Source organism: Mucilaginibacter sp. A5337, assembly GCF_059690695.1.
This window is the reverse complement of record NZ_JCAWEC010000002.1, coordinates 696,859-717,865: the sequence shown is the minus strand read 5'-3', so window position 1 is coordinate 717,865 and position 21,007 is coordinate 696,859. Positions and strand designations below refer to the sequence as shown.

At 40.5% G+C, this 21,007-nt stretch carries 25 protein-coding genes and 1 riboswitch; of the genes, 13 read left to right on the top strand and 12 right to left on the bottom strand.

The features are described from left to right. Nucleotides 1-51 precede the first annotated feature (51 nt). Together rpmI and rplT are read left to right on the top strand one after the other, a co-directional pair. Nucleotides 52-252 carry a 50S ribosomal protein L35 gene (gene rpmI, locus AC59JO_RS07870; protein ID WP_090525627.1) on the top strand — a complete coding sequence of 67 codons (201 nt, stop codon included), beginning with the start codon at nt 52-54 and terminating at the stop codon, nt 250-252. A gap of 81 nt (nt 253-333) precedes the next feature. Further along, nucleotides 334-678, top strand: coding sequence for a 50S ribosomal protein L20 (gene rplT / locus AC59JO_RS07865; RefSeq protein WP_022829871.1), 345 nt, complete (start codon nt 334-336; stop codon nt 676-678). Between the two features lie 110 nt (nt 679-788). Here rplT and AC59JO_RS07860 read toward each other — a convergent pair whose 3' ends face one another. Continuing rightward, nucleotides 789-1,523, bottom strand: coding sequence for an SRPBCC family protein (locus AC59JO_RS07860; RefSeq protein ID WP_413668144.1), 735 nt, complete (start codon nt 1,521-1,523; stop codon nt 789-791). A 65-nt stretch (nt 1,524-1,588) separates the two neighbouring features. Then, the gene (locus AC59JO_RS07855) at nt 1,589-2,917 is read right to left on the bottom strand and encodes a serine hydrolase (protein ID WP_413668143.1); all 1,329 of its coding nucleotides are present in this window, start codon (nt 2,915-2,917) and stop codon (nt 1,589-1,591) included. Continuing rightward, a riboswitch (cobalamin riboswitch) is annotated at nt 2,891-3,086 on the top strand. (Overlaps the previous gene by 27 nt.) A 121-nt stretch (nt 3,087-3,207) precedes the next feature. Here AC59JO_RS07855 and AC59JO_RS07850 point away from each other — a divergent pair. The 4 genes from AC59JO_RS07850 (at nt 3,208) to AC59JO_RS07835 (ending at nt 7,309) form a co-directional block, all read left to right on the top strand. Then, on the top strand, nt 3,208-5,160 hold the full coding sequence (locus AC59JO_RS07850) for a TonB-dependent receptor plug domain-containing protein (RefSeq protein ID WP_413668142.1): 1,953 nt from the start codon (nt 3,208-3,210) through the stop codon (nt 5,158-5,160). Between the two features lie 51 nt (nt 5,161-5,211). Beyond that, the gene (locus AC59JO_RS07845) at nt 5,212-5,784 is read left to right on the top strand and encodes a DUF6580 family putative transport protein (protein WP_497304528.1); all 573 of its coding nucleotides are present in this window, start codon (nt 5,212-5,214) and stop codon (nt 5,782-5,784) included. 86 nt (nt 5,785-5,870) lie between these two features. Then, the gene (locus AC59JO_RS07840; protein ID WP_497304526.1) at nt 5,871-6,557 is read left to right on the top strand and encodes an SIR2 family NAD-dependent protein deacylase; all 687 of its coding nucleotides are present in this window, start codon (nt 5,871-5,873) and stop codon (nt 6,555-6,557) included. A gap of 38 nt (nt 6,558-6,595) precedes the next feature. Then, nucleotides 6,596-7,309, top strand: a complete 714-nt coding sequence (locus AC59JO_RS07835; protein WP_497304524.1) for a Dph6-related ATP pyrophosphatase — start codon at nt 6,596-6,598, stop codon at nt 7,307-7,309. Between the two features lie 225 nt (nt 7,310-7,534). Here the strand turns inward: AC59JO_RS07835 and AC59JO_RS07830 are convergent, their stop codons facing one another. Together AC59JO_RS07830 and AC59JO_RS07825 are read right to left on the bottom strand one after the other, a co-directional pair. Beyond that, nucleotides 7,535-7,783 (bottom strand): hypothetical protein, encoded by a 249-nt coding sequence (locus tag AC59JO_RS07830; protein WP_413668138.1) that lies wholly within the window; start codon nt 7,781-7,783, stop codon nt 7,535-7,537. 7 nt (nt 7,784-7,790) lie between these two features. Further along, the gene (locus AC59JO_RS07825; RefSeq protein ID WP_413668137.1) at nt 7,791-8,492 is read right to left on the bottom strand and encodes a DUF3291 domain-containing protein; all 702 of its coding nucleotides are present in this window, start codon (nt 8,490-8,492) and stop codon (nt 7,791-7,793) included. Nucleotides 8,493-8,566: 74 nt separating this feature from the next. Between AC59JO_RS07825 and AC59JO_RS07820 the strand changes: the two genes are divergently transcribed. From AC59JO_RS07820 to AC59JO_RS07795, 6 genes are read left to right on the top strand one after another with little or no spacing between them, the layout of a single operon-like run. Continuing rightward, nucleotides 8,567-9,043, top strand: a complete 477-nt coding sequence (locus tag AC59JO_RS07820) for a GAF domain-containing protein (protein WP_413668136.1) — start codon at nt 8,567-8,569, stop codon at nt 9,041-9,043. Next, on the top strand, nt 9,043-9,693 hold the full coding sequence (locus tag AC59JO_RS07815) for an alpha/beta fold hydrolase (RefSeq protein ID WP_497304522.1): 651 nt from the start codon (nt 9,043-9,045) through the stop codon (nt 9,691-9,693). The genes AC59JO_RS07820 and AC59JO_RS07815 overlap by 1 nt, the downstream gene beginning before the upstream one ends. Next, nucleotides 9,690-10,292 (top strand): DNA-3-methyladenine glycosylase, encoded by a 603-nt coding sequence (locus AC59JO_RS07810; RefSeq protein WP_497304520.1) that lies wholly within the window; start codon nt 9,690-9,692, stop codon nt 10,290-10,292. Before AC59JO_RS07815 ends, AC59JO_RS07810 begins: the two co-directional genes overlap by 4 nt. A 25-nt stretch (nt 10,293-10,317) precedes the next feature. After that, nucleotides 10,318-11,601: a kynureninase gene (gene kynU, locus AC59JO_RS07805; protein ID WP_497304518.1), complete on the top strand. Its 1,284-nt coding sequence runs from the start codon at nt 10,318-10,320 to the stop codon at nt 11,599-11,601. Between the two features lie 9 nt (nt 11,602-11,610). Next, nucleotides 11,611-12,465: a bestrophin family protein gene (locus AC59JO_RS07800; protein ID WP_413668132.1), complete on the top strand. Its 855-nt coding sequence runs from the start codon at nt 11,611-11,613 to the stop codon at nt 12,463-12,465. Between the two features lie 5 nt (nt 12,466-12,470). After that, nucleotides 12,471-13,373, top strand: coding sequence for a histone deacetylase family protein (locus tag AC59JO_RS07795; RefSeq protein ID WP_497304516.1), 903 nt, complete (start codon nt 12,471-12,473; stop codon nt 13,371-13,373). On the opposite strand, the gene AC59JO_RS07790 is transcribed toward AC59JO_RS07795, so the two are convergent. Genes AC59JO_RS07790 through AC59JO_RS07775 form a run of 4 tightly spaced genes read right to left on the bottom strand, consistent with a single transcriptional unit; the run spans nt 13,370 to nt 16,397 of the window. Continuing rightward, entirely contained in the window at nt 13,370-14,752 is a 1,383-nt protein-coding gene (locus tag AC59JO_RS07790) for an MATE family efflux transporter (protein ID WP_413668130.1), read from the bottom strand. The genes AC59JO_RS07795 and AC59JO_RS07790 overlap by 4 nt on opposite strands. Nucleotides 14,753-14,804: 52 nt before the next feature. Then, nucleotides 14,805-15,437: an AlbA family DNA-binding domain-containing protein gene (locus tag AC59JO_RS07785; RefSeq protein WP_413668129.1), complete on the bottom strand. Its 633-nt coding sequence runs from the start codon at nt 15,435-15,437 to the stop codon at nt 14,805-14,807. A 15-nt stretch (nt 15,438-15,452) separates the two neighbouring features. Continuing rightward, nucleotides 15,453-15,911 (bottom strand): GNAT family N-acetyltransferase, encoded by a 459-nt coding sequence (locus AC59JO_RS07780; RefSeq protein WP_413668128.1) that lies wholly within the window; start codon nt 15,909-15,911, stop codon nt 15,453-15,455. A gap of 9 nt (nt 15,912-15,920) precedes the next feature. Beyond that, the gene (locus tag AC59JO_RS07775; RefSeq protein ID WP_413668127.1) at nt 15,921-16,397 is read right to left on the bottom strand and encodes a DUF4442 domain-containing protein; all 477 of its coding nucleotides are present in this window, start codon (nt 16,395-16,397) and stop codon (nt 15,921-15,923) included. Between the two features lie 174 nt (nt 16,398-16,571). Here AC59JO_RS07775 and AC59JO_RS07770 point away from each other — a divergent pair, with 174 nt between their 5' ends. After that, the gene (locus tag AC59JO_RS07770; protein WP_413668126.1) at nt 16,572-16,769 is read left to right on the top strand and encodes a hypothetical protein; all 198 of its coding nucleotides are present in this window, start codon (nt 16,572-16,574) and stop codon (nt 16,767-16,769) included. A 77-nt stretch (nt 16,770-16,846) separates the two neighbouring features. Here the strand turns inward: AC59JO_RS07770 and AC59JO_RS07765 are convergent, their stop codons facing one another. The 4 genes from AC59JO_RS07765 to AC59JO_RS07750 all read right to left on the bottom strand — a co-directional run bounded on the left by AC59JO_RS07765 (nt 16,847) and on the right by AC59JO_RS07750 (nt 20,694). Then, complete coding sequence (locus AC59JO_RS07765; protein WP_413668125.1) at nt 16,847-17,641, bottom strand: SDR family NAD(P)-dependent oxidoreductase; 795 nt, start codon at nt 17,639-17,641, stop codon at nt 16,847-16,849. Between the two features lie 116 nt (nt 17,642-17,757). After that, nucleotides 17,758-18,561 carry a phytanoyl-CoA dioxygenase family protein gene (locus AC59JO_RS07760; protein WP_413668124.1) on the bottom strand — a complete coding sequence of 268 codons (804 nt, stop codon included), beginning with the start codon at nt 18,559-18,561 and terminating at the stop codon, nt 17,758-17,760. Between the two features lie 7 nt (nt 18,562-18,568). Further along, on the bottom strand, nt 18,569-19,657 hold the full coding sequence (locus tag AC59JO_RS07755; RefSeq protein ID WP_413668123.1) for a GNAT family N-acetyltransferase: 1,089 nt from the start codon (nt 19,655-19,657) through the stop codon (nt 18,569-18,571). 176 nt (nt 19,658-19,833) lie between these two features. Next, a complete protein-coding gene (locus AC59JO_RS07750; RefSeq protein ID WP_413668122.1) occupies nt 19,834-20,694 on the bottom strand; it encodes a glycosyltransferase family 2 protein in 861 nt (286 codons plus the stop codon). Between the last annotated feature and the right edge of the window lie 313 nt (nt 20,695-21,007).

The following is a 21,007-nucleotide window of genomic DNA, read 5'->3' as shown; positions in this document are numbered from 1 at the left end:
TAAAAATAAAACGTTGAGAAACGTTAATATCTAACACAAATAAATAGAGTTATGCCAAAAATGAAAACCAATTCCAGTGCTAAAAAGCGCTTTAAGCTTACTGGAACAGGTAAAATCGCAAGAAAAAACGCATACAAAAGCCACATCTTAACCAAGATGTCGACAAAACGTAAGCGTGCCCTTGGTCAAACCAGCTTAGTATCTGATGCCGACATGGGTAACGTAAAACGTATGCTTTGTATCGGAAAGTAATTCACAAATTTTAAAACCAGGTATTAGAGTTTTAAGTCCGGCACACGAGATGCAGGCACTCACTACCAAAAAACACACAAGATGCCACGTTCAGTTAACGCAGTAGCGTCGAGAAGACGCAGGAAAAGGATCATGAACCTCGCCAAAGGTTATTGGGGTTCACGTAGCAAGGTATACACCATTGCAAAAAACACAGTTGAAAAAGGTTTACAGTACGCTTACCGCGACCGTAAAACCAAAAAGAGAGAGTTCAGGGCTTTATGGATCCAACGTATCAACGCTGGTGCCCGTCAGCACGGAATTTCTTACTCTCAGTTAATGGGTAAATTAGCCGCTAAAGAAATCGGTTTAAACCGTAAAGTATTAGCCGACTTAGCTATGAACAACCCAGATGCTTTCAAAGCAGTTGTTGATGCAGTAAAATAATATCGCATTATAAATGCATGAAAAAGGCCGCAAATTGCGGCCTTTTTTGTTTTATCTCCCTGGCTCTTGTTCCTCACAAAAGCATTGCCTGCCAAATGAAAGGCACATGATCATTCAATCACAATCACTTCTACAAACTCGTCCGGGTCATTATTAATATCCATATACTGCTTGAAATTCTGGATATCTTTATCAACCATATTTTTGAATACCGGGTTCAATATCCTGGCGATTCCTGCACCCACGCCACCTGCAGGCGGCTGATAACTGATGACTATATCAATAATAGTTCCCTGCCCGTCAACCGTATCCTGAAAGCGTATTTTGCCCGCGTTGTTAATCATAGAATCGGGTAGCGAACTCCATCCAATAGCTTCATTGGGTTCATCATTAACAATTTCGGCATGCCAGCTAACTGTAGCGACATTTTTAGGCAGCTTCAAAACCCAGTGCGAGTATTTTGCGTCGATAACCTCTACGCTTTCCAGGTGTTTCATAAACAGCGGCAGGTTATCCAGCTTGCGCCAAAACTGATAAACTTTTTGCCGCGGTTTGTTCACGATAAATGACGAGCGAATGTTTACATTTATGGGATTGGTAGATAGTTTGCCAATGCGTTTGTAAAGTTCACAATGCCCGGTAATACCCCGGTTTAACAGGTAACCGCCAGCTCCTATCTTTACGATACTTGCAAACGGATTTTTAAAAATGTTTTTAAAGCCTGAGAATCCGAGTTTCATGCCGCCTGCAATAGAGGTAAAGCGCTCGGGCCAGTTCAGGTTTATGCGGTCATCACCATAAAGTACAGGGAAGTTGTCGGTATATTTTACTATTGTAGTTGCCATAGGTTTTTAAATAGTTGTCGTTTTTAAAACACCTATTGTGCTACTAAGTTTTTCTGAAGTGAATTTTATTGCTTTTTACTATAGGTGAATTTAAACTTAGTTAAATCGGGCAGGTGTTTTTTAGGGCGATTTAATTCGTATTGATATATCACCTGACCAAGGTTTTTCAGGAAAGGCAGGCACACGGTAGTATATTCATATTTATTATCATTCAGTATCCCATCTTCGTTTGATTGCACAACGGCACTGAGTATAAATTCCACCTTGTTTTTAAAATCAACGATATAGGCATTATCAATATCGTAACCATAACTGTCGCCAACTTTATTAAAGATCCTGATATCAGCGTTAATGACAGCGGTACTATCACCTCCATAAAATAAGAATTTGCAATAGGCCGGGAAATATTCAGGTCGGTTATAGGTAGGCTTTGTATTCTCTGTAGGAAAGGTACTCATGTAACGGTAAATGAACCGATAATCGTCCGCCGTTAAATTAAAGCGTTGTTTTTCCGGAAATGTTTCGGGGAATAGCAATCGCTTAAGCACCATCTGCTGATCGGCAAGTGAATAGACGTTCTTTTCAGAAAAATCAAGGGGTTTGTTGACCAGCCGGTCGCTGCTATCTAAATACGCTTTGCCCTGTAGCATATTTTCCAGGTGCATAGGGTAGTTTAAAGCATCATATAATGCCGGCTTGTAATAAACCAATTTATCGCCGTTATAAAAATTGACAGGGTTGGTGTGCCGGGTACTTTCACCTGCATCTCCGATAGCCAGCCGGCCTACAATACGCGTATTATCAAGGTGATATTTTTTTAGCTTTTGATTGATCTCTTCACGACCAACAAATTCGTACAGGCGATTATATGCATCGTTATCGCTTACCAGTAAAATCTTTTTAATGTAGTTTTCGATGGATGGGAGACCCGTGGCTGATGATGTATCCACCTGTACTTTGGTTTGGCCTGCAAATGCGCTGTCGGTAATCATGGTTGCCTTCCGGTTTAAGCCTTTTATTTTTAGTTCATTTAGCTTTTCAAGTGCATATATGGCTGTAGGGAGTTTTACTGTGCTTGCCGGGTAAAAATAATGATGCGCATTAAGGTGGTAGCTATATGAGGTAAAGTGAGGTGTGTTGTTATTATCCCTGTCTATCCGGGTATATAGTATTTGCACCTCGTTTTGCGTGGGATGATTAAGCACGCCAGAAAATAATTCAGGATGTTCATGTAGTAACCCCTTCAGAAAAATGGTATCTGGTTGCTGGGCAAAACTGCCGAGTGCGCTCATGATCAGCAAGAAAGTACAGAAATATTTCATCACGATAAATATAGTCATGTGATTTGAGGTTAACAGATACTTATTGTACTTTTGCAGCGCTTTAGGTTTCATTAAAGTTGTTTTAATGAATTAAAAGGGAATACGGTGTAAGTCCGTAACTGTCCCGCAGCTGTAAGCTCCGTAACCGTTGCCAAATCTATAGGTCACTTTCTGAAAAAAGGAGGGAAGGCCAGGCAAATGGGGAGTAAGTCAGAAGACCTGCCAAGGCATTATATGTTATTCATAGCTTTCGGGGATTGAAGCTTGAATGTGAATGCTCTTCAATTGGCGTGTTTTCATTTTACTCATTTCCGTGTATGCTATTCAGGCTGCATTATTATTTTATACATTATCAATCATACATGGAAAAAAAGTACGCTAAAATTACTTTGGGTTTCGGCTTGTTAGCTGTTGGTTTATCAGCCAATGCTGCATATGCACAGGACACCACACGCACTTTAAATACGGTGGTAGTAACGGCAAGTCGTTCGCCTAAAAAACTGTCAGACATCGGTCGCGTTGTTACTATAATCTCTGCCGATGAGATCAATAAATCACAAGGCAAATCATTGCCTCAATTATTAAATAATGTTGCAGGCATAACATTTTCAGGAGCAAACAACGCACCGGGCATCAGTACTTCTGTTTTCCTGCGCGGAGCGTCATCGGGCAATACCCTTATCCTTGTCGATGGCTTCCCGGTAAACAATGCATCAGGCATTGACGGCAGTTACGATCTTAATGCCTTTTCGCTGGATATGATAGATCATATCGAGATTTTAAAAGGAAGCGGTTCAACACTGTATGGTTCTGACGCTGTAGCTGGCGTTATCAATATCATCACCAAAAAAGCAAAAGAGCAAGGATTAACCGGTGGCTTGCAGTTAACCGGCGGCAGCTACAATACATTTAAAGAATCGGCGTCATTAATTGGGCGTGTAAAAAATACCGATATTGCCATCAATCTTTCAAATACCGATTCAAAGGGATTTGCCGCTGCTACAGATACTACAGGCAAAGGCGGTTTTAAGAAAGATGGTTTTCATCAGCGCTCTGCCAGTGTAAACTTGAGCCAAAATGTTTCATCTAAGTTTATCCTGAACGGAAACCTGCAGGTAAGTCACAACACAGGCGATTTGCCTTATGGTGCTTTCACTAATGATAATGATTATACCTATAAAAACACCTTTTTATTTGGCGGAGTAGGTGCAAAGTTGATTTTGCCTAAAGGTGACCTAAACGTGAACCTGTCGCAAAATACGGTTCAAAATGATTTCAATAACCTGCCGTCTGACAATTACGGAACCCACCAGGTTACAAAAAATACAGGTCGTATAACTAATGCTGAAGCTGTGTTTAATTATGAATTGAATAAGTATTTTGATATTACCAGCGGCGCGGCCTTTAAATACAGCAACACAAGCCAGTACAGCCTGTATGAATCAACATCCTATCCGGGTGTGCCAAGCATTATAAAAGCAGGCGACGCTGCTAATAACATCTTCAGCGCTTATACTTCGTTGTTTTTCAAATACGATATCTTCCACATGGAGTTAGGCGGCAGGTACAACAACCACAGCAAATATGGCGACAAGTTTACCTATACCATCAATCCATCGTTGTTCCTTGCCGATCAGTTTAAAGTTTTCGGCACAATAGCTTCAGCATTCAGGTCGCCTTCGCTATATCAGTTGTTTTCTCAGTATGGCAATCCTAAATTAAATCCTGAGATCACCACATCATACGAAGCAGGTTTTGATTGGGAGATTGTTAAAAACACGCTGTCATTTAATACCCAGTTTTTTAAGCGTAATACAAAAGATGTGATCTACTTTTTCTCTGAATCGGCCCCGCCGTATAGCTCCTTCTATAAAAACGGACAAGAGCAAAAAGATAAAGGCTTTGAAACTGAGTTAAAATATCGCGACACCAAAATACACGCATCTGCCTATTACGCTTATGTAACAGGTAAGCTTACCGATGAAACCGGTGTACAAACCAGCAATCTTTACCGCAGGCCTAAAAGTACTTTCGGCGCTAATATCAGCTACGATGTTTTAAGTGATTTTGAGGTAGGTGTTAACTACAAATATACAGGTAACCGTACTGATTTGACTTTTACAAACACAGGATCAGAAGTGATTACATTGAAGCACTATAACCTGGTAGATTTGCACCTGGGATATAAGGCAACCAAAAACTTAAATGTTTTCGGCGACCTGAACAACGTTTTGGATACTAAATACGTAGACTGGTTAGGATATAACACACGTGGTATCAACTTCATGCTTGGTGCCAGGTATCAATTTAAATAGCGTTTGCTTATTGTTCGGATTATTAAGTAATTTTACGCCATATATAAAATCATGACCGCAAAAGATAACACCAACCGCAACCTGTTCCTGATCCTGATGATCGTGGTTGCTGCCGCATTCAGGCTTTTAGCATTTAAGTATAAAGAATTGAGTAATTTCAATCCGGTGGGTGCTATTGCATTATTTGGTGGTGCTTATTTCGCATCAAAGTGGAAAGGTTATGCAACGGTATTGCTTACATTATTTACAACAGATATTGTGATTAATTACCTGTACACGTCAAAGCTGACTTTGTGGTACGGCGGAGCTGCATGGGTTTACTTATGCTTTGCATTAATGGTGCTTGTTGGCAATCTGCTTGAAAGGGTAAACGTTGTTAACGTGCTTTTAGGCTCAATTGCAACAGTTTTAATTCACTGGTTAATTACCGACCTACCATGGTTATACGGCACGCTTTATCCGCATACCTTAGCAGGCTATGGCGAATCATTGATTAAAGCTATTCCGTTTGAGAAAAATATGGCATTGGGTACATTGGTATTTAGTGCAATACTTTTTGGTGGTTTTGAATTGGCTAAGAATAAGTACACTTTTCTTCGGGACAAAAAGCAATTGGCTTTATAATATAAATGCATTTAAATTTAAAGCGGATTGTTGAAAGGCAGTCCGCTTTTTTTATGGCCTAACCAATTATCATCTATTTATATCAAATGAAAAATTTAGTAGTATTAACCGGTGCCGGTATTAGCGCCGAAAGTGGCTTAAAAACCTTCAGGGACAGTGATGGTCTGTGGGAAGGTTATAATATTGAAGACGTAGCTACGCCCGAAGCCTGGGAACATAACCCGGTTTTGGTACAGCAATTTTATAACGAGCGCCGTAAAACAGTACTGGAAGCTAAACCTAATGCAGCTCATTATGCACTTGCAGCGCTCGAAGAGAAATATAAAGTAACTATCATCACCCAAAACATAGATGACTTGCATGAACGCGCGGGTTCAACTAATGTAGTGCACCTGCATGGTATTATTACCCGTTCGCAATCGAGTATAAAACCCGAGCTTACTTATCCAATTGAGGGCTGGGAAATTAAAATGGGGGAGCTTTGCGAATTAGGCTCACAATTGCGTGCACATGTAGTTTGGTTTGGCGAACCTGTGCCGATGATTGAACATGCAGCTGCGATATGTGTTGGGGCCGATGTATTTATGCTTATAGGTTCTTCCCTTGCCGTTTACCCTGCGGCGGGGCTTATCGGCTATGTAGATCGTGAGGTGCCGAAATACATTATCGATCCTAATATTCCTTCAGTAAATGTTAAAGGGCCTGTAATTAAGATCCAGGAAAAAGCTACCATAGGTGTGCCGGCATTAGTAAATGAATTATTGAAAGATTAAATCACTAATTCGTCAACTCACTAAATCACCAATTAAATATGAAATGTATCTTCAACTGGAGCGGCGGCAAAGACAGTGCCCTTGCTTTATATCATTGCTTGCAAAATCCTGGCCTGGAAATCGTCTACCTTGTAACTACGATCAATGATGTTGTCGACAGAATTTCAATGCATGGCGTAAGGACAGAATTGCTGACTAAACAAGCAGAAGCTATCGGCATTCCATTATACCAGATCCGCTTGCCCGAAATGCCCGGGATGAAAGAGTATGACGATGTCATGCGCCACCATTTAACCTATTTCAAAAATGAAGGTATAACCCATTCTGTTTTTGGTGATATATTTTTGCAGGACCTGAAAGATTACCGTGACGCACGTTTAAGCGAAGCTGGTCTTAAAGGGATTTATCCGTTATGGAAACGGGATACATCTGAACTTATAAATGAGTTTTTAAATCGCGGTTTTGGAACGGTGATAGCCTGTACCCAACAGCGTTTGGAAAGGATAGTTGGTAAAGAAATTACCCGCGAACTGATTGATGCTTTACCTGATGATGTTGACGTATGTGGGGAGAACGGGGAGTTCCACACCTTCACTTTTAAAGGGCCTATATTTAAAAATCCAATCGACTATAAAACAGGTGTAAAGATTTTCAAGGAATACGCAGCGCCGAAAAATGCCGATGATTCCTGTGTTTCGGCCGCGGACTCAAAACCTTCCGGATTTTGGTATTGCGATCTTTTATTGGCTTAACTTGGCATTTATTCTGCCATATTCAACGCAGAATAAAATTTTGTTTAGTATTATAGTGTTTTAAATATCAGTGATTTAACTTAAAATAAGTTAACTTTCTATTTAGATAGAGCCAAAGGATAAGGCAATCGCTGTCCGAAAGGCAATCGATTTGCCAAATTAAATTCTGTATTAGGCTTTGATTTTTTATAAATAACTAATTATTAGATACTTGCAATTATTATCCTAATAGTTATATCTAAAATAAGCGTCTTTATAATCGTTGCGCATGTCGATAAACCGGGCAGCTATCTTTTTTAAAAACTCTTCATCAAGTAATTCAAAAACACTGTTAACACCATCAGTTAAATCCATCTCGGGGATCTTGTAACTTTGCTCAAGGGAGCCCTGTTCTATCTTTACAATAAATTTATTGTTCATATTAAGGATAGAAATTTTAAAATCGGGATGGGGGAGTTCTGCAATAATTCTCATGTCTTTTTTATTTATCCAATAATCCGTTTAACGGATCTTTTCCATTGATGGTACCAAAGCTGGCAACCAGTTTAAACCGGGCGAAGAGCTCTTCACTGTACCAGCCTTCGCTTCTTGTCCTTTTTATCACTTCGGCATGTTCGGGACTTTTATATGCAAAAGCTTTTACGTGTTCCAGGCTTTCCCAAACAGAAAATGTAGCCTGGCGGTACATTGGCGCTTCGCCAACGCCAAATGAATTTACATAGCCTGGAGCGGATGCCATTATATCTGCTACAGTATCAACATTGGCCCAAAAATTCTTAAGTCTGTTAAACCGGATAGTAGCACGGGTAAGCACCGCAACCGGGCCGCTAATATCGCTTACGTCTGGCTTGCCAAAAGGTTCTTTGCCATCCCAGCTTCCGTGACTTTGCAGGGGTTGGCAAATTACTGTCCAGCTCTCTGTACCCAAAAGCTGCCACCAGGAAGATACGAACGACCGGTTATAAAACGCGTCAAAATCTTCCCGGCTATCCCAGCAAGCTAATAAGCCCCATTGCTGCCAATCCGGTTCAAGGTCGAAAGTTCCGTTTTTACCTGAGCCAAGAAGCTTGTAAAAACTACATCCTTTTTGCATCAGCAGAGGTAGACGATGAATAGCCATTGCCAACAGGGCAAAAGGAATAAATAGTTTGCGGTAGCGGATTATAGTGAGGCTAACGATCATGCAGATGCTAAATAAAAGATTAAATATGATATTTGCCTTATTTACTTTCAACGCAGCATAGTTACTTTTACATCATGGCAGAAGATCTAACAATAAATACATCAACCGATAAAGCGGAGCAATACGCAACACTTGTCCCTCAGATAGAAGCATTACTTTACGGCGAACCTGACCTCGTTGCCAATATGGCCAATGTTGCAGCAGCTTTAAAAGAGCAGTTTAGATGGTTTTGGGTAGGCTTTTACCTGGTTAAAGAAAACGAGTTGGTATTAGGGCCGTTTCAAGGCCCCGTAGCATGTACCCGCATTGGCCTGGGGAAAGGTGTTTGCGGCGCAGCATGGCAGCAGGCTAAAACATTGGTTGTACCCGATGTTGATGCATTTCCGGGGCATATTGCCTGTAGTTCACTTTCCCGCTCGGAAATTGTAGTGCCGGTATTTAAGGATGACAAGGTTGTGGCGGTACTTGATGTGGACAGCGAATTGCTTGATCAGTTTAACGAAACAGACGCGCAGTATCTTGAGCAAATAGTAAAGCTTGTTAATTTTTAATGAGCAGGATCTATCTGATCGCTGGTCTCGGCGCCGACACCCGTGTCTACAATAATATCAATCTCAATGACGAGCATGAAATAATTACCGTAGATTGGGTTGAACCCGACTTAAACGATACTTTACCTGGTTATGCGCAAAGGCTTATTTATCAGCATGATATCAAGCCTAACTCTGTACTTATTGATAATTCTTTAGGTGGGATCATCGCCGTTGAAATGGCAAAGTTCATACCGGTAGAAAAGGTTGTCCTGATCTCCAGTATTAAGACCAGCGATGAAGCGCCAGGGTATTTTAAGCTCTTCCGCGCACTACCCATTTACAAAATGATTCCGGGTAAAGTATTTAATTCGATGGGCTTTATGATTAAACCTTTGTTTGGTCACATGAGCCAGGAGGATGCATGGTTATTTAGCGATATGCTCAAAAAGTCATCACCGGTATTTATGAAATGGGCTATGTATGCCATTTTGCATTGGAAAAACGAAATTATTCCACCCAATCTCTATCACATTACCGGCGATAAGGATCTGGTGTTTGATTATAAAAGAATAAAAGGTGCTACCATTATTAAGGGCGGCACGCATATCATGATCTTTGATAAGGCAAAAGAGATCAATAAATTATTGAAGGGGATCCTGAAAAAATGAAGCTACCTGAAAGTTACTATTTGGGCAATGATGTGGTGAGCATCAGTAAAGACCTGTTAGGTAAGTATTTATTTACCTGTATTGATGGTATAATTACCGGTGGATATATTGTTGAAACAGAGGCTTATAATGGTATTGTAGATAAGGCATCACATGCGTTTGGTAATCGCAACACACCCCGGACTAAAACCATGTTCATGCAGGGCGGCATCGCTTATGTTTACCTGTGTTATGGCATTCATGAAATGTTCAATATTGTTACTTCTGTTGAAGGGCACCCGCAGGCTATCCTTATCCGTGCTATTCAACCCACTGACGGGATTGAAGCCATGCAGGTACGGCGCAATATGCAGGTTTTTAAGCCTAATATTACAGCAGGGCCAGGTTCCGTAGCTAAGGCTTTAGGCATTTCACGTAATATCAATGCTTTTAGTCTGCAAAGTGATACTATCTGGCTTGAAGATCGTGGTTTAACTTTTCCTGATGAGCAGATAAAAGCCGGTCCGAGGATAGGGGTAGCCTACGCTGCTGAAGATGCCTTGTTACCTTATCGTTTCTATGTAAAGGGCAATATTTACGTAAGCAAGCCCAACAAATAAGCTTCCTATTTTGTAATATTGGCGAATGAACTATCAAAACGATCTGGTATTTGCCCGACAGCAGGATGAGCAGGACCCGCTTAAAGATTTCAGAAGCCGCTTCTTAATTCCTCAGCATAACGGGGAAGATGCAGTTTATCTTTGTGGCAATTCGCTTGGATTGCAGCCTGTATCGGCACAGCAATATCTTGCCGATCAATTAAATACCTGGAAAAACCTTGCCGTTGAAGGTTGGTTTCAGGGAGATGATCCCTGGCTTGACTATCATAAATCAATTACCGGTTCAATTGCCCGCATTGTTGGTGCGCAGGAAAATGAGGTTGCTGTAATGAACTCACTTACAGTAAATCTTCACTTACTGATGGTAAGTTTTTATAAGCCAGACAATAAACGTTTTAAAATCATCATAGAAGGAGGGGCTTTCCCTTCGGATCAATATGCGATGGAAAGCCAGGTGAAGTTCCATGATCTTGATCCTGAAGATGCAATAATTGAAATTTTCCCACGGGAGGGTGAGGTTACATTACGAACTGAAGACATCATCCAAACTATCGATCAACATAAAAATGAGCTCGCTTTGGTGTTATTTGGAGGCATCAATTATTATACCGGACAATTCTTTGATCTGAAAGCAATAACCGATGCGGCCCATGCAGCAGGGGCTTATGCCGGTTTTGATCTGGCTCATGCTGCGGGCAATGTACCCGTACAGCTGCACAACTGGGGTGCAGACTTCGCCTGCTGGTGTTCGTACAAATATATGAACTCCGGACCTGGCGGGATAAGCGGCATTTTTGTACATGAGCGGCACTTTACCGGGAAAGAACTTAACAGGTTTGCAGGCTGGTGGGGATATCGCCGTGATAAGCAGTTTCTGATGGCTCCGGGCTTTGATCCGGAGGTTGGTGCGGCCGGTTGGCAGGTAAGTACAAGCCCAATTCCGCTTCTCGCTTTATTTAAAGCCTCTATGGCAATTTTCGATGACGTGAAAGGATTAAATACCATCCGCCAAAAAAGCGTTCGTTTAACGGGCTATTTGGAGTTCTTAATTCGAGAGATCAATAAGGAGCAGGGCGAAGAGGTTTACAGGATTATTACTCCGGCCGATCCGGCTGCCCGCGGCTGCCAGCTTTCGATAGTTTGTAAACGAAATGCCAAAGCTATTTTCAACTATCTTGCACAAAACGGTGTGATAAGCGATTGGCGCGAGCCTGATGTGATCCGCCTGAGTCCGGTGCCACTTTACAATACATTTGAGGATGTTTACAAAACAGCCAAACTGATGGCTGATGCATTAAAAGCTGTTTAAATTTAAAATATGGTTTATTACAATCCTAAAGAGTGGTTTTCATTCATCTTTAAAATAAACAAAGCCGAAACGCTGCGTGAGCTGTTTCCGCTTATGATTGCAGTGAGCGCTTATGCCGGTGTCGTTACTTATCTGCTGATCGATTTTTGGCATCTGCCCGATACAAGCATACTCAAAAAGGTAATCTTTATTCATCAAACAATTGGTTTTGTATTTTCATTACTGTTGGCGTTCCGGATCAATTCGGCATATGACCGCTGGTGGGAAGGACGCAAGATCTGGGGGAGTCTGGTTAATAACAGCCGCAATCTTGCCATTAAGCTAAAACACCTGATTAGCGAGGAGGACCTTGCTTTTTTTAATTACATCATCCCGCGTTATGCACGGGCACTCCGTGATCATTTAAGAGATGAATATGTATCCGAAGATCAACCCTTTATTGATATCGATGCCAAAAAACATGTACCTAACCAGGTAGCATCCGAAATGATCAAAAACATTTACCGGTTAAACAAAGATGGCATTATTAACCCGGAGCAATTGTTTAGCATAACTGCCGAAATAACTTCTTTTACAGATATTTGTGGTGCTTGCGAACGCATTAAGAAAACACCTATTCCGTTTTCATATAATGTATTTATAAAGAAATTTATCTTTACTTATATCATGACGCTACCCTTTACCTGGGCCTTTGATCTTAAATACTTTATCATTCCGATAATTGGTTTTATACTTTTTGTTTTTGCAAGTATTGAGTTATTGGCCGAAGAAATTGAAGATCCCTTTGGTCGTGACGCTAATGACTTGCCTTTGGATAGTATTTGCGAAAACATCCAGAAGCACGTAGGGGAGTTGATAGGATAAGAGGCATGCTCAAAATAGCTTACGATCCAATTTATGCTCATCCGCTACCCGAAGGCCACCGCTTTCCGATGCTGAAGTATGAGTTAATCCCGGCGCAGTTATTGCACGAAGGTGTAATTAGTAAAGATAACCTGTTTTCGCCGGAGTTACTTACCGAGGATATTATCATCCTAACACATGATGAAAGTTATTGGCATCAACTTCGTGATTTAGCTTTGCCGCCAAAAGAACAGCGACGCACAGGCTTTCCTTTATCAGCAAGGCTGGTGGAGCGTGAAATAAGGATAGCTAAGGGTACGATTGATGGCTGCCATTATGCTTTTAAAAATGGAATTGCTTTTAACGTTGCAGGTGGAACCCATCATGCGGGCAGCGACTGGGGAGAGGGATTTTGCTTATTAAATGACCAGGCAATTTCAGCTAATTATCTATTGCATAATAAATTAGCTAAATCCATCTTAATAATTGATTTAGATGTGCACCAGGGCAATGGCACTGCCGAGATCTTCGAAAACAAACCGGAGGTTTTCACTTTCTCCATGCATGGGGCTAATAATTTCCCTTACAGAAAAGAGCGATCTGACCTGGATATTGCTTTACAGGACGGCGTTGGCGATGACGAATTTCTTGATATCCTCGAAACAACATTACCGGGATTGATTGAACAACAGCGGCCGGATTTTATCTTTTACCTGTCAGGTGTCGATATTTTGGCAACGGATAAGCTGGGTAAGCTTGCCTTAAGTAAAGAAGCATGCAAGGCCCGTGATCAGTTTGTTTTTGAGCAGTGCATTAAGCGTAATATCCCGGTACAGGTAAGCATGGGAGGCGGTTACTCGCCCCAAATTAAGGATATTGTTGATGCGCATTGTAATACCTTCAAGGTTGCTGTCGACCTCTATTTTTAGTCTTTTGCAATTATAGGTATTACCGGTTTAATCTTGTGCTTTTTACTAAGCAGACTGAAGCGCGCAAACAAAAGTATTGATGCAGTTCCGAGGCCAAGTACAAGACCATACCACACCCCATATACCCCAAGGTTAAATTGGATACCGAGCAGGTAGCCAACAGGTAAACCTATCACCCAATAAGCCAGAAAGGTAATAACAGTTGGGATATTTACATCCCCCATACCCCTTAGTATACCCAGACCAACAACCTGTGCCCCATCAAATAATTGAAAGAAAGCTGCAATGATAAGTAGCTGTGATGCAATAACTATTACCTCTTTATCAGAAGTAATTATCCATGGTAAAAGATTTCTTGCCAGGGCAAATACTATTGCTGTAAAACACATGAACAGCAATACGATATGGTAATTGGAGATAGCAGCCAGCCTTAAATTGCGATGGTCGCTAACACCAAAATAATTCCCCGATTTGATAGCGGCGGCAGCGCCGATACCACTGGCCATCATGTAGGTCATCGACGCCATAGTGATAGTTACCTGGTGTGCTGCCTGTGCCACCACACCAATGGTGCCAACCAGTAAAGCCGCACCACCAAAAGCACTGATCTCAAAAGTATATTGCATAGCCACGGGCGCCCCGATTTTCATGATTTGAATCCCCCGCAATCTGTCGATATTTTTGATAGCGAAATCAGTTAAATAGGCTTTGAAATTCTTCGAACGGAAAACATAAATTCCCATTACGGTAGCCATTACACATCTATCAATGAGTGTACTGTAACCAACGCCCCTGATGCCCATTGGTTGAATACCGAACAAGCCTTTAACAAAAGTTATCCCCAATAAGATATTGATCAAATTACCCCATATGGATATCATCATGGCTTGCCTGGTAAAGCCCAGGCCTTCGGCAAACTGTTTAAACGTATTGAAGATAAGCAGCGGAATCAAGGACAAGCTAAGCAAGAATAAATAAGGCCTGGCTTCTTTCACAACCTCCGGCGATTGATCAAGATGCCCGATAAGCAACATCGTACCAAAGTAAATTCCACAAAACAGGATAATCCCACTCAGGATATTCAGAAATAAGCTATTGGACAATAGCAGCCCACATTCTTTATAATTTTTACGGCCGTTATTTTGAGCAACGAGCGGTGTTAGCCCATAGGAGATGCCCATGCCAATAACTAACGGAACCATGAAAAGGCTGTTTACCGTTGATACTGCAGCTAACGAAACGGTGCCTGCAAAGTGCCCTACGATAATAGTATCAGACATTTGAACAAGCGTATGCCCAACGTTTGATATAATTACCGGGATAGCCAGCTTAAGGCTTTCAAGATAATAAGGCTTGTATTTTTGGTAAACGGCTCTCATAATTACTCAGGCAACAGGAGCGCAAAAGTAACCATTTGGGCACACACAAAAGTCAGCAGGCTGTATAATATTCTTCCTTTTCGGTTGTGTTGATCTTGATCAGGCCCGATAATATCAGGTCAACAAGTACATTCTGAGCACGGCGTCGCCCAACTTTAAGTAGTTCGCTGCATTCTTTTATGGTTATGCGGCCTGCCTTTTCTAAATGACCGAGCAAGGTGCTTTCGTTTTCAGAATATTCAATTAAAACGCCCTGGTCATTTGATGAGCGTTTCAAAACCTCCAGTACAATTTTACTGGCCAGTACGCTTTTATCTTTTACACGTACATACGCCCACCATTTACCATCTTCGGCAAGGGCGTAATGTGGCTTCAATTCACTTGCCGGTGTATCAACAACCAACACAAGCTTATCATCAAAATAAATTTCTTCGAACGTAGGTTCAAGAGCGGGACGCGAAAATAAATGTGCCGCTTTTGTTATCATGTACTTTTCTTCGTCTTCCGATTTCACGCCTTTTATCGTGCCATCATCAGTTACGCCGATAAGTAGCTTGCCACCTTTATTGTTGGCAAATGACACCATTGTCCGGGCTATTTTTTCGCAGCTGGTTATCGTTTTTTTAAAGTCGACGCTTACACCTTCTCCTTCAAAAATCAGCTTTTTAACATTTGTTCTACTCATAGCCTTTTTATTAATTTATTGGGGCTTAATATATGGTGTAAAAATCTCCATCCAGGTTTCAGGTCGTGAGATGGGTGAAAAACCGAACTGGCTATACAGGTTGTGCGCATCCTTTGTAGCCAACGACCATCTCCTTAAGCCTTTTAAATCGGGATGCTTAACAATTGTTTGCACCAGCCACTTGGAAAGGCCTTTACCCCGATGAGCGGGCAAAACAAACACATCGCAGATGTACGCAAAGGTGGCATTATCAGAAACAACGCGTGCAAAACCTGCTTGTTCATTATTAAAATAGATACCGAAACACATGGAGTTTTCCATAGCCCGGGCTAATTTTTGCCTCGGAATGCCTTTTGCCCAGTATGACTCATTATTGAGGTAATCATAAATAACGTCAACATTAAGCAGGTTTTTATCGGTTGAGATCGTAAAGCCTTTTTTTTCGAAAGCTTCGTCATTCATAATTACAGTCATCAGTATAAGTTATATAGTAGTATCAATAAAGTTTAAGTTTCGAACGTATACCTCAATCATGAGGGACACGCATATTTCGCCATCTTTATTGTAAATGTCAATAGGGAACGAGCGAATAAATTTCCCGGTTGTATTTAAAACATGCTCTGCCTGGGCTATATCGCTGTCTGTTAGTTCGATATTAAAAGATAAATTTGTTGCTGCAGGCTTTGCATATTTTACTGTTGCCGATTTTGACCACACCGTAAGTTTATAGCCTTTATGGCTAAATATTTGATAAAACAGGATAGGGTAAAAAGGATCTGCGGCCGAGAAAAGCGTACCGCCAAAAATTGAGTTATTGTAGTTTTTATTAAGAAAACTCTTCCTGATCCTTACCTTAACGCCGCGATAACCTTTACTGAATTTAACTACCCAGATACGCTGGAAAAGGAGAGGAGGGTAGAAGCGCATTACCCACTTTAATAATCCTTCGGATACTACCATAGCGCTTAAAGATCAGAAAAAAATCAAACAATAAGCGGCAAATGTGGATCAAACAGGCCTATGTTTAAAAATAAAAGATAATAAAATCCAGAATTGCCGGTAAACAATACGGTTAAAGCTTGGTTAATAGTATGGTTCAACATCAATTGATCATTTAATCAAAAGCAAATAACTATGAAAAAGCAATTTTTAAGTTTCGCACTTGTCGCGGCAATGATCGGCGCCATTGCAACAAGCTGCAGTTCGGAAAAAAAAGCAGGTGATGGCTCCGATAGTACAAAAATGGATTCAACAAGCCAGAGTGCACCTGCACCGGCTGCTACTGACACGGCAAAAACAGACACTGCAAAAAAAGATACTACGAAGCATTAGTAATTAAAAATGCATAAAAAATCCCGGCCGGGTATTTCACCAGACCGGGATTTTTTATGCGTTTTTCTTTTTAAATTTTAGAATGCGGTTTTTATAACACCGCCATCAGCGCGTAAAGTTGCGCCATTAGTTGCCGCCGATAGCGGACTGGCAATATAGGTAACCATGCTGGCAATTTCATCGGTAGTAATAAAGCGTTTTATTAATGAGGTGCCACGCACATTGGTAAAAAATTCTTTTTCTACCTCAGTATTGCTTAAACCCTGATCTTTGGCCAAAGCCTCAATGAAATCACCAACGCCCTCAGATAATGTTGGGCCCGGCAAAACGGTATTTACAGTAACGCCAGTGCTTTTAGTAAGCTCGGCCAGGCCACGTGCAACTGCAATTTGAGCTGTTTTGGTAGTACCGTAATGGATCATTTCTTCGGGGATCTGATAGGCTGATTCGCTGGAGATAAAAATGATACGGCCCCAGTTTTTGCTGAGCATTTTATCAAAATAAGCCCTTGATAAACGAACCCCGCTTAGTACATTAACTTCAAAAAATCTCAGCCAATCGTCGTCAGTAATTTCGGCAAATGGCTTGGGTTCAAAAATGCCAACATTGTTTACCAGGATATCAACTTCCGGCAATTGTGCTGTCAATGCTTCAACTTGCACAATATTTGAAAAATCAGCAGCAATGCCTTTAATCTTATTATTGCCGGTTTCTGCAATCAGCTTTTTTACAACTTCGTCAACCTTGGTTTGGTTGCGGCCATTTACATATACAGTAGTACCTTCATTAGCCAGTGATTTCGCAATGGCATAACCAATGCCAGCTGTTGACCCTGTTACAAGTGCGGTTTTGTCATTAAGTTTAAGATCCATGATTTTGTTTTTAGCTTATAACACAAGTGTAGCACTGTTGTTAACTATTAGCTGATATTAAAATCAAAGATTGAACAATACTGACAATTGACATGAAGTATTGAACACAAACAAACTCAACCCTGTCCGGGTTGATACATTCTTTTTTCAACCGGCTGATAATATTCATCCAGGTTTTCCGGCACACGGGACTTGTAACCCAAAATTTGCCTTAAGTCATCACTTAGCCCTTCACCAAATTCATAGCCTAAAAATCTTGGATAGTCAAGCTGTTGTTTGAAAAAAGGTTTAGTAAAGGCCATGGTTAAAGTCCGCCTTGTTGCGTCGGTATAGTTTTTACCGGCTGCATGCCATAAATTGGAGTCGAACAAGATAATACTGCCTTTTTTTGTATTAGCGCGATCTGCATTTTGATAAAAGAAATCACTTTCTGGTTTGTCATCCTTTTTATGAGAGCCTGACAAAAAATAGGTCGACCCATTTTCAGCGGTGAATTCATCTAAGGTGATCATCATCTGAATCATTACCTTAAAATCTCCGGTAAAGCTCCTTATGTCCCTGTGAATATTCTGCACATAAGGTTTTTCATCTTTTAAATTAATTACCGCACCTAATGAATTGATAATGTAATTTCCCTTTAAAAAGTGCGTCATCTGGTCTGCGCAATATTTTCGTTCAAGAAACTTCAATGAAAATCTTTCCCGTTCAACAAGGTGGTGCAGGGTTCCATTCATATTGTCGCCTATACCATTAGCAATTTGAATTTTGCGCCTCACATCATATGCCGGCACCAATGAATCTCTTATTTCGTCAATGAAGGCATCATCCAGGGCGTCTTCATATATAATCCACCCATATTCATCCATTACCTGGTCAAATACAGCAAGGTCAGCATCGGAATAGTTAAACTTATTTTTCATTTTGCAATTAATTAAGGTTGTCAATTGTGGTGGTTTCGGGCTCAGAGGTAGTTGCTTGTGTTTTTCTGTTAGGATGACGATATAATGGAAAGAATTTAATTTCCGGATTGGTTTCTACGCCCGACCTTAAAACAAGATCGTTATAAGCAGGTTCATCATTGACATAACACCAGATCCGGTCTTTTACCTGCAAGTTTGAGAATAGCTTTTTGAAATTGAAAAGTGAATCCTCTTTTCCGCCAACGCCGCCACCAAGGTGAAAGATCTTTTTTCCTAATCTTCTCCCAATCATACTTATTTCGTCTGTTAGTAACTTACTCGGAGAAATACTCAAATAATCGGGAGAAGTAGCAGAAAGGTGGTTTCTAACTATGTTATCTGATAATAAAATGAGCGCCCCGCACATCAGGTTTAGGCCATCGTAAATTAAAATCAGTTTATTTTTCATGTATTCTTCGTTAAGAAGATTGATAAAATGCTGAACATCAAAATAATAATTAGATGAAGCATGCAGCCTATCCATGTTTTTATAATACATTTCAGCAAAACGTTCGATTTCCTGAATTGTATCTGCTTCTTTAATAACAAAGCCCATTTTTCGCAGACTTCTTATCTGGCGGCCAAGCCTTTTATCGTAGCCATTCCGTTGATCTTCTTCAGACATCAAAAGATCAATGTACAGCGTTGTGCCGTTATCCTTAATACCGCCGATATTTTCTAACAGATGATGCTGATTGAGGAACGGATGTAATCTTGAAAAGATACAAATGGCCGATTCTTCTTTCATAAAATCCGTAAATGCAACCTTAAATTGTGTAGTTATTGCGGCTGATAGGTTTTCAAGGGATATGTTAGATAAAGGCCCTGAATAGCCATACACGCAAGTCATATCGAAGTATTCGGAGCCTTCGATTTTCCTTTTGATTACGGGTAATGCTATAAAAACTACATCTTCTTCATAAACAAATAAAAGAGGCTCGCCTTCATTATTTAAAGAGTGATAATACCAGGTATGAAACCCCTCGTGTGTATATGACCGCTTTATATATTCGTCCCAATCCTTTCTATTACGTATGGTGAAACTTCGATAGCTCATAAGTGGTTTTTAATTATGTATTTAATTATTGATTATACGCCCTGAGGGTAGGGCATGGGGTACTTGTTAGCCAATAATACTGGCAGTTTATGCCTTAAAATGAAAATACTTATCAAGGGTACGCGATAGGGTATAGGTGGATAATAGCGCAGCAGGAAGAAAAATTGCAATGAAGTTTAAAGCAGGTATTTTACTGTGTCGAAAGCTTTGCGTAACCGAAATCGACCCAATTCAAATAGTATATATCTTTTAAGATACAACAGCAGCAGCATTTTCTTTTGCATTCCGCGATAGCGAAAACGCCTGATAATGAGATTAAAATCACTGATAACCATTTCCATCCTGGCTTCATTTTTGATCATACTCCAAATGCCGCCCACGTGATTGCGATAACAGCTCATGACCTCGGGCATCACATATATTTTACGACCGGTATTAAATGTGGCAAAAATTTTAAAGAACTTATCGGCCGCATAGCAACTGGTATACCATTGTTCCTGAAACAATTCGTGCACTTCAGGGATGTTATGATATACAACTGTAGCGGTTTTAGTTTCTACCTGTCGGCCAACCAGTAAATCGTGATAAGTATATTCAAGCGGTACAGGATTTGACTCGATATTCAGGGTATTATTGTTGATGTCAATTACTCTTGTATAGTGGCAACAAATAATATATTCCGGGTTATTTTCCAGGAAATCGACTTGCTTTTGCAACTTTTGAGGGCTTGTCCAAAAGTCATCACCGTCACAGAGGGCAATGTATTTTCCTTCACATGCTTTGATGGTATTAATTGTATTTAAATGAGCTCCGCGGTTTTTTTCCGGATATATGATCTTGATTTTATCAGGATATTTTTCCTTGTATGATCTCAGTATCTCAGTCGTGCCGTCGGTTGAACAATCATCGCCAACAACAATCTCATATCTAAAATTAGTTTCCTGCATCAGGAAACTCTCGATAGTTTGACTGATAAAATCTTTATGGTTATAAGTTGTACAACAAATGCTAACCATCAAGTTCTGATCTGTTACCATATAAAAAGTAATTTTTTTGCAGAGGTATTATAAATTGGATTTTTCGTCGCGGCGAGCCTGATGTTTTAATAAATACTGAAAGTCCGGCGTGCTTTTCGATTATCGCACAGTGCTTCGCCATATGACTCACATTTCTTATCAATCTGATCGAAAGGTCTATTGTTTAAATAAACTTTTTAATACAAATGTAGTTCGATCAAAAAGCAATAATTACGAGTCGGCTATTGCGGCATTTTGCTATATCAAATATATTTAATTCATACTTATCAGCAGCCCACACAACTTTATTGACTCTTAAATTGTAAACTACCTT